Genomic DNA, 16,986 nt, shown 5'->3' with positions numbered 1-16,986 from the left:
GGCCATCTCGCTCACAGGCTGAGCTCCGGATGCAGCCGTTCCATGGTCCACATCTGCTTGCTCCGCGCCGAGAGGGCGGTCAGCGCCAGGGCGCCCGCGGTGAAGGCGAGGAGCACGGCGGAGCCGGTCCAGACCGGGGCCAGGCCGCCGCCCGTGATGAGTCTGCGCAACCCCTCGACCACGTAACTCATCGGCAGATACGGGTGGATGGCGTTGAAGAACGCCGGGCTCGTCTGCACCGGATAGGTGCCGCCGGCCGAGGTCAGCTGGAGCATCAGCAGCGCCAGCACCAGGATGCGCCCGGCCGCTCCGAAGCGGGCGTTGAGCCACTGCACGATCGCGGCGAAGCAGCAGGTCACCAGGGCCAGGAAGCCCAGGGTCCCGGCGGTGCGGGCCAGCTGCAGACCGATCGCCCAGTGCAGCACGGCCATCAGCGCCGCGGTCTGGAGCACCCCGATCGCGGCCACCGGGAGCCAGCCCGCGAACGTGATCCGCCACGCCGACGCGCCCACCGCCAGCGCGCGCCTGCTGAGCGGCTGGATGAGCATGTACGCCACCATCGCGCCCACCCAGAGCGAGAGCGGGATGAAGTACGGGGCGAAGCCCGTTCCGTAATTGGGCGCCGCATGCAGCGACTTGGAGGCCAGCTGCACCGGATCGGCCATCACTCCGGTGCGCCTGTCCCGGTCCTGCTTGTCGTAGTCGGGGATCTTGGACACCCCGTCGTGCAGACCGGTGGCGAGGGTGTCCGCACCGTCGGAGAGCTTGACGATCCCGCTGTGCAGGGTCTGCGCGCCGGTGTTCAGCTTCCCGACGCCGGTGTGCAGCGAGGTGGCGCCGGTCCTCGCCGTCGAGAGCCCGGTGTGCAGCTTCGCCGCGCCGCTCGCGACCCGGTGGGCCCCGCTGTCCAGCTCGTTGACCTTGCCCACGGCCGTGTCCAGGTCGCCCGCGAGGTGCGGGGCGTGCTCCGCCAGGCTGTCCGCCTGCTTCTGGAGCGTGGCGAGCTGCCCGTCGAGCTTCTTCAGATCGCCGTTCTGCTGCTGGACGAGGCCGTTGACGTCACCCGCGATCCGCGCCGTGTCGGCTGCCGCCTTTTTGGCCTTCTTCAGCTGGGGGCAGGCCGGATCGGGGACGGGCGCGCTCTGGCAGCGTGCCCGGTAGACGCTGTCGAGGTCGGTGGAGGCGGTGGCGGCGGCCCTGGCCGCGACCGGGGCCGCCTTCACCAGGGTGGCGAGGTGGTCCCGTACGACCTGGGTGGAGTCGGAGACCAGCCGGGCCGCGTCACCGATGGACTTGCCGTTGTCCTTGAGGAAGGGGCGGACGGCGCTCGCCGCGCCGTTGACCTTCTTCGCGAGGGTCCGGGTGCCCGCGGCGACCTGCTTCGAGCCGGACTGGAGACCGGCCGAGCCCTTGTCGAGCTTCTTGATGCCACCGGCCAGCTTGCCGCTGCCGGCCTTCGCGTCCTTCAGCCCGTCCGCCAGGTCCTCGGAACCCTTCCGCGCCTTGCCGAGGCCCGTGGTGAGGTCGGACGCACCGTCGGCCGCCTTCGCCGTCCGGTCGTGCAGCGTGCCGAACGAGACATAGATACGGTCCAGGAACGTACGGGAGGCATGTGTCGACGCCGATGCCCTGACCTCGGAGAAGACCGTCCGGGAGAGCTGTCCGACGATGTAGTTGTTGGCGTCGTTCGTCCGGACCTGGAGGGCGCCGGTCTCGGGGGACTCGCCCGCGCTCGACGCGACCCGCTCGCTGAAGTCGGCCGGCAGCGTCAGCGACAGGTAGTACGTGCCGTCCTCGACGCCCCGGTGGGCATCGGCGGCGCTGGTCTCGTGCCAGTCGAAGACCTTGCTGTCGCGCAGCCCCCGGGTGATGTCGTCGCCCGCGTGGACCTTCTTGCCCGCGGCTTCGGCGCCCCGGTCGTCGTTGACCAGGGCGACGGGTATCCGGTCGAGCCGTCCGTACGGATCCCAGAACGACCAGAGGTAGAGCGCGCCGTAGAGCAGGGGCAGCAACAGCAGCGCGACGAGGGCGGCGCGCGGGAGCCTGCCCCTGCCGAACCGCTTCAGCTCAAGGGCGGCCAGTCTCGGCGAGCGCATCGGCCGCCCCTTCCTGCTCGGTCCCGGTGTCCTTCACGGTCTCCGCGCCCTTCTCGGTCTGCGTGCTCTTCTGCGGCTCGTCCTGCGGCTGGGCGGCCTGCTGCGCGTTCTTCTGCCGGGCGTTCGTCTTCTGCTGCCGCGCGTCCGCGGTGTCCGCCCGGTCCGCGGCCGGCCGGGTCGAGACGGTGACCGCGCCTTCGGGCGCGCTGCTGCAGACGGCGAGTGTGGTGACACCACTGGCCGCGACGGACCGCAGCAGCTCCCAGGCCGCGTCCCGTTCCGGGCCGGAGAGCTTGAGGTCCGCGTCGTCCACGGCGAGCAGCCGCGGACCGCCCAGCAGGCCGAGCGCCACCGAGAGCCGCAGCGCTTCGAGACGCTCCAGATCCCGTACGGAGGTCCTGCCCTGCTTGGGCAGCGTGGCGGGGTCCAGCCCGGCGGCCTCCAGCGCCGTGCCGATACGGGAGCGGGCCGCCGCCCGTCGCTCGGAGCGGGGCCGCAGCAGAGCGCGGAGCGATCCGCTGTACCGGCGCTGCAGCAGGACGCGCTCGCGCAGATGCTCGTCGACGGTCAGTGCGGGGTCGAGCTCGCTGACACCCGGGACCGGGCCCAGCGCGCTGATCCGGCGCACTTCGGCCGGTTTCCCGGGCAGCCGGAACCCGGCCACCTCGGCATGGCCCTCGCTCGTCCGCATCCGGCCCGTCAGGGCGAGGAGCAGACAGGTGCGCCCGGAGCCCGACGGACCCTCCACCGCGATGAGCGCGCCGGGCTCCGCGTCGACATCCACTCCGCGGAAGGCCCAGCCGTACGGGCCCTTGAGCCCCAGGTTCTCCGCTCTGACAGCTGCCCCGTGCGGGCTGTCCACGACACCCTCCCCTGCCTGCCGATACGCATGTCCCGTGCCAGTCCCGTGCCAGTCCTGCGCCGACCTATGAACTGACCGGTCAGTACAAAAAAGTACGCTGCCTTCCGGGGTCCTCGCAAAGGCCCAGGTCAGGGCTGATTGTCAGTGGTGGGCCGCACGATGGACACAGACGGCCACAGCGCCGTCACACGACGACAGGAGGTTCCGTCATGGCCAGCTCGAATGCCGCACCAGCGCACCGGCACCGTGTCACCGCCCCTGCCCCCTCACTTGCCCCCGTGGCCGCACCCGCCGCACCTGCGGTCGCCCCCGCGCCCACCGGCCCGTCTGCCCCCGCCTCCCCGGTGGCCGCCGGCCCGTCCGTCCCCGCGCCCGCCCCGTCACTCGCCCCGGTCCGCGTGCTCGCCGCGTCCCGCGGCCCGTCCCGCTCCCAGGCCCCGGGGGCTCCGGCTCTCTTCACACCGGCCGCCGCGGTCCCGCCCGCCCGCTCCGCGCCGGGCGGCCCCGCGAGCGACATCCACCCGGTGGCCCGCCGCACCACGGCCCCGGCCGCCGCTCTCGACCTGCTGGCCCAGGCCCGCGCGGGCCTGGCGGAGGCCGCCGGGCTCGACGTACCCAACGAGCGGTATGCCACGGCCCACCTGGCCGCACTGCGCACCGCAGCCGCGGTCCTCGCCTCACGCGCCAGGCCCGAGGCCGTACCGCGCCGGAAGACAGGCGGCACCCGCCGGAGGAACGCCATACGGACCGCCTGGGAGCTGCTGCCGGAGCTCGCCCCCGAGCTGACCGAGTGGAGCGCCCTCTTCGCCTCCGGTGCCGCCCGCCGGGCCAGGGCGGAGGCGGGCATACCGGGCGCGGCGTGCAGCCGCGACGCCGACGATCTGCTGCGCGACGCGGCCATGTTCCTGCGCCTGGTCGAGCGGCTGCTCGCCCTCCAGCCGGTGCTGCCGGAGACCGGTGCGGAGCGCCCGCACACGGGGTGACCAGCGGGAGCTTCGAAGGCAATAGGGTGGAGCCAGTCTTTGCTGTCTACGGCCCGCCGTCCGCGGCGGCACCGCGCCGAGGAGTCAACCGCCGTGTCGGACCAGCTGCGCCCCCGCGCCTCCCTTCGTACCGCCGTGGTGTGGGACGTACTCAAGGACGCCCTCGACCGCAGGGCCGAAGCGACCGGCCGGCCCGCCCTGGACGTGCTCGACACCGGCGGCGGCACCGGGAACTTCGCGGTGCCCGTCGCCCGCCTCGGCCACCGGGTCACCGTGGTGGACCCCAGCCCCAACGCGCTCTTCGGCCTGGAGCGCAGGGCCGCCGAGGCCGGGGTCGCCGACCAGGTGCGCGGGGTGCAGGGCGATGTGCTCGGCCTGTTCGACGTGGCGGAGCGCGGCGGATACGACGCGGTGCTCTGCCACGGCGTCCTCGAATACGTGGAGGACCCGGCCGAGGGCGTCAGGAACGCGGTGGACGCCCTCCGCCCCTCCGGTGCGCTCAGCCTGCTCGCCGCCGGGCTCGGCGGCGCCGTCCTGGCCCGTGCGCTCGCCGGGCACTTCAGTGAGGCCAGGCAGGCCCTGACGGACCCGGCGGGCCGCTGGGGCGACGGTGACCCGGTGCCCCGCCGCTTCACCGCGGAACAGCTCACCGGGCTGGTCACCACGGCCGGTCTGGAGGTCGGTGCCGTGCACGGTGTACGGGTCTTCGCCGACCTCGTTCCCGGGGTCCTGGTCGACACCGAGCCGGGCGCCCTGGAAGCCCTGCTGAAGCTGGAAGCGGCCGCCGCGGAACTGCCCGCCTTCCACTCGGTGGCCACCCAACTGCACGTTCTGGGCCAGAAGCAGGCCTGATCAGCGGTGCAGTGATGCACGGAGTGGCAATCAGGCCCCCCGTACGGGGGCTAGTCCCCGTATGATCGGGGTAACCATCCGGCATGACGGTCCGGCCGTCGGGGACAACACGTCCCGACAGCTGTGCCTGCATGGCGGCCCGGATGGTGAATTGGCGTAGAGGGCGGGTTTCACGGGGGCGAATCCCTGCCTATTCTGAAAGGGCCGCATCACGGTCGTACCCCGCGACCGACGAGTAGGAGGACTCCGTGCCGCTCTCGGAGCACGAGCAGCGCATGCTCGAGCAGATGGAGCGAGCGCTGTACGCCGAAGATCCCAAGTTCGCGACAGCGCTTGAGGGAAGCGGGATGCGTACGTACACCCGTCGCCGGGTGTACCAGGCGATCGCTGGCTTTCTGGTGGGTATCGCCCTCCTCATGGCGGGAATGGTCGCCCAGCAGATCTGGATCAGTGTGGTGGGGTTCCTCGTCATGCTCGGCTGCGCAGTGCTTGCGGTCACCGGATGGCGCAAAGCGCCCAAGCCCGGTGAACAGCAACAGGCCGGAGCCGGAGGCCCGGCCCCGGGCCGGCAGGCCAGGAAACACCGTTCTGTGATGACCCGCATCGAGGAGCGGTGGCAGCGCCGCCGCGACGAACAGGGGCACTGACCGGTCCGTTCACCGGCGCGACGCACGGCGGACGCGGGTCCACCACGCAGTCGGATCCACCCGGACGTACGCGACGGAATCGGCGACTGAGGGGCGTCCGCCCGAAAGCGGTCGCCCCTCAGCCATGTGCGGCCGAGGCAGCGGACGGACCGTCTCAGCGGGCTCAGCGGGCGGCCCGGCTCAGCGGGCAGGAGCTCAGCCGCGTTGCCGGGAGGGCCGCAGACGGGCCACCCACCGGGCCGTCCCCGCACGGCGCCGGCCCCAGCGGTCCGCCGCATGCTCCCGGCGCCGGGACAGCTCCCAGACCACCCGTACGGACGAGCGCGGCGCCAGCGTCGCCCGCAGCCGTGCCGTTCTGCCCGCACCGGCCCGCAGCGCGGCCCTGATCAGCTGGACGTCATCCGTGAGGCCGCCCGGCTCACCGGCCCGTGGCGCGTACAGCACCTGCTCCACCGCGTGCGCGGCCCGGTGGACCGCGTCGGCCGCCGGGCCCGCAAGCTGCCCGGTCCAAACGATCCGGTCCGCCGACTTGCGCGGGGTCAGGGAGTCGTCCGGCTGGAGCCCGTAGTCCCAGGCCGAGTCGGTGATCTCCCGCCAGGCCGACAGGGTCCGCTCCGCGGCGTCCTCCGGTGTCCGCCCGCCGGACCCCAGCCGCCGGGCCCGCGCCCTGGTCCGCCAGAACAGCGGCAGCAGGAGCAGCAGGACCACCACCAGCAGCAGCAGCGCCAGCCCCGCGCCCACCGCGGCGCCGTGGCCCGAGCCCCGGTCGACGGGCGGCACGCCGCTGCCCTGCGCCGCCGTCCCGCACCCGCTGAGCTTGCGCAGCTGCGGCGGGCAGGAGGACGTCGCGGACGGAGCCGTCTCGGGCGCGGCCGACGACGTGGCCCGGGGCTGCGCCGGTGACGCAGGACCGTCGGACGAGTGGTCCGCCTGGGTGTAGGAGGGTACGGAGCCACGGGTGGGTGTCGGCTCGAAACGCGTCCAGCCCACGCCCTGGAAGTACAGCTCGGGCCAGGCATGGGCGTCGCGCAGCCCGACCGACATCGTGCCGTCCGGCTGAGCGGTGCCCGGAGTGAAGCCCACCGCGACCCGGGCCGGGATGTGCAGCGTCCTGGCCATCGCCGCCATCGTGAAGGCGAAATGGACGCAGAAGCCCTGCTTTTCCTTCAGGAACCGGGCTATGGCGTCGGTACCGGTGCCCGACTGCACCTGGGTGTCGTAGGTGAAGCCGCCCTCCGACGCGAACCAGTCCTGCATCCTGACCGCGCGCTCGTAGTCGTTGGCGGCGCCCTTCGTCACCTGCTCCGCGGTCGACTTCACCACGCCGGGCAGCGATCCGGGCACCTCCGTGTACTCCCGCAGCAGCGCCGCGGGCGGCGGCGGGGCCGAGGCGAGCTGGGCCGGTGTCGGCTGGACGACCAGGCTGTCCACGCCGTACTCCGCACCCCGGGTGGTCTGCCCGCGGTCGCCGACGAGTGTCCGCCCGGCCGGTTCGTAGCGCCAGCGGCCCCTGATGTCCACCTTCGTCGCCGGGTAGGGGAGCGGCAGCCAGTTCTGCGCGTACCAGCCGGCCGCCGAGATATTGGTCCGCACATCGGTGGTGGCCACGTCGGAGCCGAGCCCCTCCGGCCGGGGCAGCTCCTTCGGGACGTCCTTGATCCGGCGCTCCGACGACTTCCAGGAGGTGCCGTCGAACTGGTCGAGCGCGACGATCCGCAGATACATCCCGTCGGTGTCGGCCGCGTTGGTGCGGTAGCGCATCACCTCGCGGTCGTCGGACTGGGTGAGGCTGTTCTGCAGCGAGACCAGCGGGTTGACCGCGGAGATCGTCCCGCCGCCGCCCCCGGGGCCGGTGCCGCGCCCCGCGCCGCCGAGCAGCCCGGTGTCCATCGCGGGCAGCGCCGCGGGGACCACCAGGGCGAACCCCAGCGCCACCGCCCCGATGCGCCGCCCCGTACGGACCGGCGCCGACGGGCCGCCACGGCTCGCGGAATTCCCGGCTCCGTGCCCGCGCGACGAGCCGCCGAAGACCCGCCCCCACTGGGAGAGCCGCTCCCTGCTCTCGGCCAGCAGGAGCAGCAGGAAACCGGCGGCCGCGAGGACGAACCACAGCCAGGCGGCGCTGTTCTGCGCGATACCGGCCGCCACCGAGTACAGCGCGAGCAGCGGCAGTCCGGCCGACGCGGCGCTCCGGAACGTCACCGCCAGCGTGTCCACCAGCAGCCCGACCACCAGCACTCCGCCGAACAGCATCAGCCGGATGTTCACCGTCGTCGGCGCCGGGATCGAGTACTGCCCTATGTCGTCGGCGCCCGCCCGCAGCATCGCCCCGAAATGCTCCACGGCCTCCGGGCCGGGCACGATGCCGCCGAGCGCCTGCCCCCGTGCGAAGACCACCGTGAGGATCAGCAGCGCGGCCACCGCCTGCGCCGCCACCGTCAGCGGACGCGCCAGCGGAACCCGTCGCGCCAGCGCGCCCACCCCGCTCTGCACCGCCAGCAGCAGGGCGGCCTGAATGATCCAGGTGACCGGCTGGACCAGCGGCAGCAGCGTGCACGCGGCCAGCATGGTGGCCGCGTAGGCGCACAACGCCAGTCGCGCAGGGCCGCTCATGACCATCCCCCTGTGCCTGTGCCTGTGCCTGTGCCTGCGCCGCCGGTGCCAGTGTCTGCGCCGATGCCGCCGTTGTCAGTACCCGTACCCGTGCCCCTGCCGGCGCCGGCAACCGTTCCGGCGCCGCTTCCCGGCGGAGCCGCGCCCGTCCCCGTCGCCCGAGTGCCGCTCCCCGCCCCCGCCGTGCCGCCGTGCCAGGCCGCCGGGCCCGTACCACTGCGCTGCTGCCCGGCCCGGCGCCACAGCTCGCCGAGCACCGCCCCCGGCCCGGCCTCCAGCGCCGTCCACCCCACATCCCGCAGCAGTTGCAGCGTCCGGGTGTCGTGCTCCGCCTCCCCGTACACCCAGGCTTCGCTGTTCAGTACGAAGGCGACGGCCGCCCCGCTGCGCTGCCGCATCCGGGCCGCCACCGCGGCCTGCTCCTCGTCGAGACGGCCGAAGAAGGCGATCAGCAGCCCTTCGTTCCCGCCGCGCAGCACATCGTAGGAACGGGAGAGACCGGTCCCGTCCGAGTGCCCGACGACGGCGAGAGTGTCCATCATCAGCCCGGCGGAGTCGGCGGACTCCTGGGTGGCCCCGGCGAATCCGCCCGAGCTCTCGCCCGGCACCGAGCTGCCCGTGTCCGTCAACAGCCGTACCGAGAAGCCCCGTTCGAGAACGTGCGCCAGCGCCGACGCCGCACCCGAGACAGCCCACTCGAAGGCCGAGTCCGGCCCCGCGCCCAGATAGGCGGTCCTGCGGGTGTCGAGCAGCACCGTGCAGCGCGCCCGCTGCGGCTGCTCCTCGCGGCGGACCATCAGTTCGCCGTAGCGGGCGGTGGAGCGCCAGTGCACCCGGCGCAGATCGTCGCCGTGCCGGTAGCCGCGCGGGATCACGTCGTCCTCGCCGGCCAGTGCGAGCGAGCGCTGTCTGCCGTCCCCGTACCCGGCCGCCTCACCGGTCAGCCGGACCGGTGGCAGCGGCTCGGTCCTGGGAATCACCGTCAGATCGTCGTGCGCGCTGAACGACCTGGTCAGCTCGCACATCCCGAACGGGTCCGTGAGCCGCAGCTGGAGCGGCCCCAGCGGGTAGCGGCCCCGCAGATCCGACCGGACCCGGTACGACACCTCGCGCCGCCCGCCCGCCTCCACCCGGTCCAGTACGAAACGGGGCCGCGGCCCCAGCACGTACGGCACCCGGTCCTGGAGCATCAGCAGCCCGGTGGGCAGCCGCGAGACGTTGTCCATCCGCAGATGGACGCGGGACTCGGACCCCGCCGGAACGCGGGCGGGGGAGAGACGTCTGCTGGCCGCGACGCGGTACCGCGTACGGAACAGCACGGCCACGCACACCAGCGGCAGCACCGCGAGCAGCAGTCCCACTCGCAGCAGATCGCTCTGGCCCAGGACATACGCGCAGACCCCGGCGGCGACACCCGCCGCGATGAACGACCGCCCCCGAGTGGTCAGCCCCGACAGCGCGGTGCGCAGCCGGCCCCCGTCCTCCTCGTCGGCGGCGGTCGGAGCACCCCCCGCGGCCATCACAGCCGCCGGGCGCCGGGCCGCTGGTCGCCGGAGGCCGTGTACGCGGGAACGGGCGTCCGCTGGAGGATCTCCAGGACGACCTGCTCAGCGGTACGGCGGTTCAACTGAGCCTGGGCCGTGGGCAGCAGCCGGTGCGCCAGCACCGCGACGGCCAGCCCCTGGACGTCGTCGGGCAGCGCGTACTCCCGGCCGCTCAGCGCGGCCGACGCCTTGGCGGCCCGCAGCAGATGCAGGGTGGCGCGCGGTGACGCGCCGAGTCTGAGGTCCGGGTGGCTGCGGGTGGCCGACACCAGCTGCACCGCGTACCGGCGCACCGCGTCGGCGACATGCACCTCGCGCACCGCTTCGATGAGCTTGAGGATCTCGTGGGCGTGTGCCACCGGCTGGAGGTCGTCGAGCGGTGAGACACCGCCGTGCACATCGAGCATCCGCAGCTCGGCCTCGGCGCTCGGGTAGCCGATCGAGACCCGTGCCATGAACCGGTCGCGCTGCGCCTCGGGGAGGGGGTAGGTGCCCTCCATCTCCACCGGGTTCTGCGTGGCGACCACCATGAACGGGCCGGGCAGCTCGTACGTCTGCCCGTCGATGGTGACCTGGCGCTCCTCCATCGATTCGAGCAGTGCCGACTGGGTCTTGGGCGATGCGCGGTTGATCTCGTCACCGATCACGATCTGCGCGAAGATCGCCCCCGGCTTGAACTCGAAGTCGCGCCGCTGCTGGTCGAAGATCGAGACACCGGTGATGTCCGAGGGCAGCAGGTCGGGGGTGAACTGGATACGCCGCACCGAGCAGTCGATGCTGCGGGCCAGCGCCTTGGCCAGCATGGTCTTGCCGACGCCCGGCACATCCTCGATGAGGAGATGCCCCTCGGCGAGCAGCACGGTCAGCGAGAGCCGTACGACCTCGGGCTTGCCCTCGATCACACCCTCCACCGACCCGCGGACGCGCTCCGCCGTGGTCGTCAGATCTGTGAGGCTCGCTCGATCGTCATAGGTCGTCACCCGGCCCTCCTCGGCCCTACTCCCGCGCTCCTGAGAAGCAGGGGATACCCCATTCACGGGCCGGGGCACTCGCGTACGGCCCGGCCCAACCCCGGACAGCTGACGCCCCGCCCGGAGCGATCCGGACGAGGTGCCGCCTCCGCATTGTTGTTGCCGTTACCGCTTCGTGTCACTCGCCTGTGGACAAGTGGGCGGGATATGTCGTGGGTTGCCATATTTTCGTCCTGCTTCGAGGGTGCGAACGGCAGCCCGGCGGCTCACTCCTGGGAGTCGCCGGCGGCCGGGTCGATCTCGCGCAGGAGGCCCTCCCGCACATCGAAGACGAAGCCCCGCACATCCTCGGTGTGCAGCAGGAACGGAGAGGTCCGCACCCGCTGCATCGACTGGCGCACGTCCTGGTCGACATCGCGGAAGGACTCCACCGCCCACGCCGGACGCTGCCCGACCTCCTCCTCCAGCTCGACCCGGAAGTCCTCGGTGAGGCTCTCCAGACCGCACGTGGTGTGGTGGATCAGGACCACGCTCCGGGTGCCCAGGGCGCGCTGGCTGATCGTCAGCGACCGGATGACGTCATCGGTGACCACACCGCCCGCGTTGCGGATCGTGTGGCAGTCGCCGAGGTCGAGTCCGAGGGCCTTGTGCAGGTCGAGCCTGGCGTCCATGCACGCGACCACGGCCACCTGGAGTACGGGGCGTGCGTCCATACCGGGATCCTCGAACGCCCCGGCGTACTGCCGGTTGGCCTCGACGAGCCGGTCGGTCACCGTTCCGCCGTCAGGCACGGACGGGTGCGGACGGGAGGGGCTGGGTTCTGCGGGAGAGTGCGCAGCAGTCGACATGCGTATGACGGTAGCCGCCGTTGATCGAACGGTCCTGTCAGGGGGCCCGGAAAAGAGTGTCAACCCGGACTGCTGTGACCTAATCCACAGCCGACGGGACCAGTACCCCGTCCGGGTGAAAACCGGAGCCCGCGGCACGCTGGGCGGTTGATTGACCGGGGGGACGAGTGGACTAAAGTGGCGCGAAGTGGGAGGCGTGAGCGTCGTCACGTCCTGCACGGGCGCACTCCTCACGGTCACTCACCGCAGGCACACCTGCTTGACGGACACACCCCGCACACCCGCGCAACACCCGCGCATGCGCGGCGTACGTACGGCTCGGCCCTCTCCCGCTCGCCGGCCGGCCGACGCCCTTCCCGGCGCCGGCGGACCGTCCCCTTCCGAGCGGGCGGGGACCTGGCAGTACGTCCGACCGCGCCGTACCTGAGAGGGCGCATGAGCCAGTCCCGACATGTCCCGGTGATGCTCCAGCGATGCCTGGACCTGTTGGCCCCGGCCCTCGCCCAGCCCGGGGCGGTCGTCGTCGACTGCACCCTGGGCCTCGGCGGCCACAGCGAGGCGCTGCTCTCGACCTTCCCCGCGGCCCGGCTGATCGCGCTCGACCGGGACAAGGAGGCCCTGCGGCTCTCCGGCGAGCGGCTCGCTCCGTACGGCGACCGGGCCACCCTGGTGCACGCCGTCTACGACGAACTGCCCGAGGTCCTGGACCGGCTCGGGGTCCCGCGCGTCCAGGGAGTCCTCTTCGACCTCGGTGTCTCGTCGATGCAGCTGGACGAGGCCGACCGCGGTTTCGCCTACGCCCAGGACGCCCCGCTCGACATGCGGATGGACCAGACGACCGGCATGGGCGCGGCCGAGGTGCTGAACACCTACCCGCCCGGCGAACTGGTCCGGATCCTGCGCGCGTACGGCGAGGAGAAGCAGGCCAAACGCATCGTCTCCGCTGTCGTACGGGAGCGTGAGCGGGAGCCTTTCACCAACAGCGCCCGGCTGGTCGACCTGATCCGCGACTCCCTGCCGCAGGCCGCCAAGCGCACCGGAGGCAACCCGGCCAAACGCACCTTCCAGGCGCTGCGTATCGAGGTCAACGGCGAACTCACCGTTCTGGAGCGGGCTGTCCCGGCCGCGGTGAAGTCCCTCGCGGTGGGCGGGCGCATCGCCGTCCTCTCCTACCACTCGCTTGAGGACCGGCTGGTCAAACAGGTCTTCGCGGCAGGCGCCGCCAACACGGCACCCGCCGGTCTGCCGGTGGTGCCCGAGCGCTTCCAGCCGCGCCTCAAACTCCTCACCCGCGGCGCGGAACTCCCTGCGGAGGAGGAGGTCGCGGAGAACCGGCGCGCGGCGCCCGCCAGGCTGCGGGGTGCGCAGCGCATCCGCGAGGAGGCGCTGTGAGCAAGCCGCCCCGGCAGCTCAAGGGCCGGGCCGCGCGCCTCGCCGCACTGCTGCCCGCCGGACCGGGCCGGGCGGCCAGGATGCCCTTCGTCCTGCTGGTCGTCGTGCTGCTCGGGGGAGGTCTGATCACGCTTCTGCTGCTCAACTCGGCGCTGAACGAAGGTTCCTTCAGGCTCAGCAAGGACCAGAAGAAGATCACCGAGCTGACCGACGAGGAACAGGCCCTGCAGCGGGACGTCGACGGCCGTGCCGCGCCCGGTGCGCTGGAGAAGCGGGCCCGCGAACTCGGCATGGTGCCGGGCGGCGGCCCCGCCTTCCTCGGCCCCGACGGCAAGGTCCTGGGCCGCGCCGAGGAGTCCACGGCGCGGCCCGCGCCCCCTTCGCCCACCTCGACGCCGTCCCCCACCTCCTCGGCACCGGCCACGACTCCGTCGGACGGCGCCCCCTCCGTGCCGGCCACGCCGACGGGCACGACAACATCGCCGACCCCGACCCCCGGCAGGTGACGCAGTGCCGTCCAAGGAACCCCCGCGCCGCCGCGTACCGGGCCCCGCACGCCCGGCCCGGCCCGCCGCGCGGACGGCGCGCCCGGCGCGGACCGCACGCCCGGCGCAGCGCCGCCCGCGCTCCGGGCGGCCGGGCGGCCCCCGGAAGCTGCGGCTCGGCAGTCCGCGCCCCCGGCTGCGGCTCGTCAGCCTCGCCCTGACGCTCGTGATGGCGGTCTTCGTCGTACGGCTGCTCCAGGTCCAGGCCGTCGACGCCAGCGCCTACACGACCAAGGCCGACAAGAACCGCTATCTGAGCCACACGCTGACCGCCGAGCGCGGGGAGATCACCGACCGCAGCGGTGTGGCCCTGGCCGCCAGCGTCGACGCGTACGACATCACGGCCGACCCGACGATGTTCAGCCGCGCCCAGAGCCACGCGACCGACGCCCCCGAGCAGGCGGGCGCACTGCTCGCGCCGATCCTCGACGAGGACGCCGAGACGATCGCCAGGAAGCTCAGGACGCCCGACACCCGCTATGTGCTCCTCGCGAGCCGGCAGACCCCGCAGGTCTGGAACCAGATCAAGGACCTGAAGGGCGTCTTCGCGCAGAAGGCGGCAGCGGACAAGGCCAAGGGCGGCAAGGGCGCCAACGTGATCGCCGGGGTCTTCCAGGAGCCCAGCACCAAACGGGTGTATCCGAACGGTGATCTCGCCGCCGGGGTGCTCGGCTGGGTCAACTCGGCCGGCCAGGGCGCCGGCGGCCTGGAGTCCTCGCTGAACAAGGAGTTGGCGGGCCGCAACGGCAAGGTCACCTACGCGCAGTCGGGCGGCCGTACGGTGCCGACCGCCGGCGCCAGCGAGAAGCCGGCCGTCCCGGGCTCGGACGTCCAGCTGACCCTGGACCGCGACATCCAGTGGGCCGCGCAGAGCGCGATCGCCGCTCAGGTCAAGGAGTCCAAGGCCGACCGCGGCTATGTGGTGGTGCAGGACACCAGGAGCGGACAGGTCCTCGCCATGGCCAACGCGCCCGGCTTCGACCCCAACGACCTGACCCACGCCGACCCCTCCGCGCTCGGCAACGCCGCGGTCCAGGACGCCTTCGAGCCTGGCTCCACCAGCAAGATCATGTCGATGGCCGCCATCATCCAGCAGGGGGTGGCCACGCCCACGACCCATGTGACCGTCCCCAACCGGCTGCACCGCGGGGACCGGCTCTTCAAGGACGACGTCGACCACGACACCTGGTCCCTGACGCTCAACGGGGTGCTCGCGAAGTCCAGCAACATCGGCACCATCGAGGCCGCCGGCCAGCTCGGCAAGACCCAGCCCGAGGCCAACAGGGTCCTCTACTCCTACCTGCGCAAGTTCGGCATCGGCAGCCCGAGCGGGGTCGGCTTCCCCGGCGAGACCTCGGGGATCCTGGCCAAGCCGCAGGACTGGTCGACGTCCCAGCAGTACACGATCCCGTTCGGCCAGGGGCTCTCGCTCAGCGCACTCCAGGCGGCCTCCGTGTACTCCACGATCGCCAACGGCGGCGTACGGGTGGAGCCCTCGCTGATCAGCGGCACCAAGGGCCCCGACGGCCGCTTCACCCCGTCCCCCGCCCCGAAGCGGACCCGGGTCGTGAGCGAACGTACGGCGAAGACCGTCTCGCAGATGCTGGAGTCCGTCGTCACCGATGTGGAGGGCACCGGCGTCTCCGCCCGGATCCCCGGCTACCGGGTCGCGGGCAAGACCGGGACGGCCAACCGGGTGGACCCGAAGACCGGCCGCTACAGCGGATACACCGCCTCCTTCGCGGGCTTCGCTCCCGCCGACAAACCCCGCGTCACCGTCTACTGCGCCATCCAGAACCCGACCAGCGGAAGCCACTTCGGCGGCCCCACCTGCGGCCATGTCTACAAGAAAGTCATGGAGTTCGCCCTCAAGACCCTCCAGACCCCGCCGACCGGCAAGAAGGCCGACCCCATCCCGGTCACCTTCGACCCCCACGAGTGACTCAGGAACCATCAGTGACGACCATCACCCCGGAGCCGGGGAACCGGAAGCCCCCCGGACCCTCACTTCGCGGGGAGCCCGGTACGCCCGGTACGCTCACCGCCGTGCCACACGCTGATCAGTACCAAATCGCCCAGAAAGACCCTTCTGTGACCTATCCGGGAGCACCCCGTCCGGCCGAGGTCCGACCGACCCCCCTGGGGGATCTGGCAGGACGACTGGGCATCGCGTCACCCGGCGGCGGTGCCGAGGTCACCGGCATCACCCACGACTCGCGCGCGGTCCGCCCCGGAGATCTGTACGCCGCTCTTCCCGGCGCCCGGCTGCACGGCGCCGACTTCGTCGAGCAGGCCGCGGGTCTCGGAGCCGCCGCGGTACTCACGGACCCCACGGGCACCGAACGGGCCGAGGCCACCGGGCTTCCCGTACTGACCGTCCCCGACCCGCGGGCCGTGATGGGCGAACTGGCCACCGAGATCTACGGCCACCCCGGCCGCGACCTCCTCCAGATCGGCATCACCGGCACATCCGGCAAGACCACCACCGCCTATCTGGTCGAGGGCGGCATCCGGGCCGCCGGGCATCTCAGCGGCCTGATCGGCACGGTCGAGATGCGGATCGGCGACGAGCGCATCAAGTCCGAGCGCACCACCCCCGAAGCCACCGATCTCCAGGCGCTGTTCGCTGTCATGCGCGAGCGCGGGGTCGACACGGTCGCCATGGAGGTCTCCAGCCACGCGCTGGTGCTCGGCCGGGTCGACGGCTGCGTCTTCGACGTGGCGGTCTTCAACAACCTCAGCCCGGAGCACATGGAGTTCCACTCCGGGATGGAGGACTACTTCCAGGCCAAGGCCCAGCTCTTCACCCCGCTGCGCAGCAGGGTCGGTGTCGTCAACTACGACGACGAGTACGGCCGCAGGCTCGTCGACGAGGCGACCGTCCCCATCACCACCTTCTCCGCCGAGGGCCACCCGGACGCCGACTGGCGGGCCGAGGACGTCGAAGTCGCCCTGTTCACCAGCACCTTCACCGCCGTGGGACCGCAGGGGCAGCGCATCGCCGCCACCTCCCCGCTGGCCGGGCCCTTCAACGTGGCCAACACGCTCGCCGCGATCGTCACCCTCGCCGTCGCGGGCATCGACCCGCAGACCGCGGCCGACGGCGTCGCGGCCGTCCCCGGGGTGCCGGGCAGGCTGGAGCGGGTGGACGCCGGACAGCCCTATCTCGCCGTCGTCGACTACGCGCACAAGACGGACGCCGTCGAGTCGGTGCTGCGCGCCCTGCGCAAGGTCACCGAGGGCCGGCTCCTCATCGTGCTCGGCTGCGGCGGCGACCGAGACCAGACCAAGCGCGGCCCGATGGGCGCGGCGGCGGCCCGCCTCGCCGACACCGCCGTACTGACCTCCGACAACCCGCGTGGCGAGGACCCCCTTGCGATCCTCGCCGCGATGATCGCCGGCGCCGCCGAGGTGCCGGTGCACGAGCGCGGCGACGTCCTGATCGACTCCGACCGCGCGGCGGCCATCGCCGCCGCGGTGGCCCGGGCCAGGCCAGGGGACACCGTGCTGGTCGCAGGCAAGGGCCATGAGCAGGGCCAGGACATCGCCGGAGTGGTACGCCCCTTCGACGACCGCCAGGTCCTCCGCGCAGCAATCGAGCGCGCAGCAACCGAGAACAACAGTCAGGGATGA

Annotated in this window: 13 protein-coding genes; 7 read left to right on the top strand and 6 right to left on the bottom strand. The window is 72.5% G+C overall.

Going from position 1 to position 16,986, the window contains the following annotated elements:
- Nucleotides 1-11 precede the first annotated feature (11 nt).
- Together ACWGKJ_RS25875 and ACWGKJ_RS25870 are read right to left on the bottom strand one after the other, a co-directional pair.
- Nucleotides 12-2,096: a YhgE/Pip family protein gene (locus ACWGKJ_RS25875; protein WP_385023711.1), complete on the bottom strand. Its 2,085-nt coding sequence runs from the start codon at nt 2,094-2,096 to the stop codon at nt 12-14.
- Nucleotides 2,068-2,958 (bottom strand): ATP-binding cassette domain-containing protein, encoded by an 891-nt coding sequence (locus ACWGKJ_RS25870; RefSeq protein ID WP_385023709.1) that lies wholly within the window; start codon nt 2,956-2,958, stop codon nt 2,068-2,070. Before ACWGKJ_RS25870 ends, ACWGKJ_RS25875 begins: the two co-directional genes overlap by 29 nt.
- Nucleotides 2,959-3,356: 398 nt before the next feature.
- Between ACWGKJ_RS25870 and ACWGKJ_RS25865 the strand changes: the two genes are divergently transcribed.
- The 3 genes from ACWGKJ_RS25865 to ACWGKJ_RS25855 all read left to right on the top strand — a co-directional run bounded on the left by ACWGKJ_RS25865 (nt 3,357) and on the right by ACWGKJ_RS25855 (nt 5,440).
- A complete protein-coding gene (locus tag ACWGKJ_RS25865; RefSeq protein ID WP_385023728.1) occupies nt 3,357-3,941 on the top strand; it encodes an SAV_6107 family HEPN domain-containing protein in 585 nt (194 codons plus the stop codon).
- A gap of 93 nt (nt 3,942-4,034) precedes the next feature.
- Complete coding sequence (locus ACWGKJ_RS25860; protein WP_385023707.1) at nt 4,035-4,793, top strand: methyltransferase; 759 nt, start codon at nt 4,035-4,037, stop codon at nt 4,791-4,793.
- Between the two features lie 248 nt (nt 4,794-5,041).
- Nucleotides 5,042-5,440, top strand: a complete 399-nt coding sequence (locus tag ACWGKJ_RS25855; protein ID WP_385023706.1) for a DUF3040 domain-containing protein — start codon at nt 5,042-5,044, stop codon at nt 5,438-5,440.
- 195 nt (nt 5,441-5,635) lie between these two features.
- On the opposite strand, the gene ACWGKJ_RS25850 is transcribed toward ACWGKJ_RS25855, so the two are convergent.
- From ACWGKJ_RS25850 to ACWGKJ_RS25835, 4 genes are all read right to left on the bottom strand, one after another.
- Entirely contained in the window at nt 5,636-8,053 is a 2,418-nt protein-coding gene (locus ACWGKJ_RS25850) for a transglutaminase TgpA family protein (RefSeq protein ID WP_385023704.1), read from the bottom strand.
- Nucleotides 8,050-9,573, bottom strand: coding sequence for a DUF58 domain-containing protein (locus ACWGKJ_RS25845; RefSeq protein WP_385023702.1), 1,524 nt, complete (start codon nt 9,571-9,573; stop codon nt 8,050-8,052). Before ACWGKJ_RS25845 ends, ACWGKJ_RS25850 begins: the two co-directional genes overlap by 4 nt.
- Nucleotides 9,573-10,577 carry an AAA family ATPase gene (locus tag ACWGKJ_RS25840; RefSeq protein WP_385023700.1) on the bottom strand — a complete coding sequence of 335 codons (1,005 nt, stop codon included), beginning with the start codon at nt 10,575-10,577 and terminating at the stop codon, nt 9,573-9,575. Before ACWGKJ_RS25840 ends, ACWGKJ_RS25845 begins: the two co-directional genes overlap by 1 nt.
- Nucleotides 10,578-10,834: 257 nt before the next feature.
- A complete protein-coding gene (locus ACWGKJ_RS25835; RefSeq protein ID WP_385023698.1) occupies nt 10,835-11,416 on the bottom strand; it encodes a beta-class carbonic anhydrase in 582 nt (193 codons plus the stop codon).
- 435 nt (nt 11,417-11,851) lie between these two features.
- On the opposite strand from ACWGKJ_RS25835, the gene rsmH reads away from it, so the two are divergent.
- The 4 genes from rsmH to ACWGKJ_RS25815 are packed head-to-tail and all read left to right on the top strand — an operon-like array spanning nt 11,852 to nt 16,986.
- Nucleotides 11,852-12,808 carry a 16S rRNA (cytosine(1402)-N(4))-methyltransferase RsmH gene (gene rsmH, locus ACWGKJ_RS25830; RefSeq protein WP_385023696.1) on the top strand — a complete coding sequence of 319 codons (957 nt, stop codon included), beginning with the start codon at nt 11,852-11,854 and terminating at the stop codon, nt 12,806-12,808.
- Nucleotides 12,805-13,314 carry a hypothetical protein gene (locus ACWGKJ_RS25825; RefSeq protein WP_385023694.1) on the top strand — a complete coding sequence of 170 codons (510 nt, stop codon included), beginning with the start codon at nt 12,805-12,807 and terminating at the stop codon, nt 13,312-13,314. Before rsmH ends, ACWGKJ_RS25825 begins: the two co-directional genes overlap by 4 nt.
- 4 nt (nt 13,315-13,318) lie before the next feature.
- Nucleotides 13,319-15,295, top strand: coding sequence for a peptidoglycan D,D-transpeptidase FtsI family protein (locus ACWGKJ_RS25820; RefSeq protein ID WP_385023692.1), 1,977 nt, complete (start codon nt 13,319-13,321; stop codon nt 15,293-15,295).
- A gap of 14 nt (nt 15,296-15,309) precedes the next feature.
- Entirely contained in the window at nt 15,310-16,986 is a 1,677-nt protein-coding gene (locus tag ACWGKJ_RS25815) for a UDP-N-acetylmuramoyl-L-alanyl-D-glutamate--2,6-diaminopimelate ligase (protein WP_385023690.1), read from the top strand.

It is taken from the genome of Streptomyces sp. NPDC054757, from assembly GCF_053612185.1.
This window is presented reverse-complemented; position numbering and strand designations above follow the sequence as displayed.

Coding starts and splice junctions, on each gene's coding strand:
- ACWGKJ_RS25875 (WP_385023711.1), bottom strand. CDS start 2,096: ATGCGCTCGCCGAGACTGGCCGCCCTTGAGCTGAAGCGGTTCGGCAGG.
- ACWGKJ_RS25850 (WP_385023704.1), bottom strand. CDS start 8,053: ATGAGCGGCCCTGCGCGACTGGCGTTGTGCGCCTACGCGGCCACCATG.
- ACWGKJ_RS25845 (WP_385023702.1), bottom strand. CDS start 9,573: ATGGCCGCGGGGGGTGCTCCGACCGCCGCCGACGAGGAGGACGGGGGC.
- ACWGKJ_RS25835 (WP_385023698.1), bottom strand. CDS start 11,416: ATGTCGACTGCTGCGCACTCTCCCGCAGAACCCAGCCCCTCCCGTCCG.
- rsmH (WP_385023696.1), top strand. CDS start 11,852: ATGAGCCAGTCCCGACATGTCCCGGTGATGCTCCAGCGATGCCTGGAC.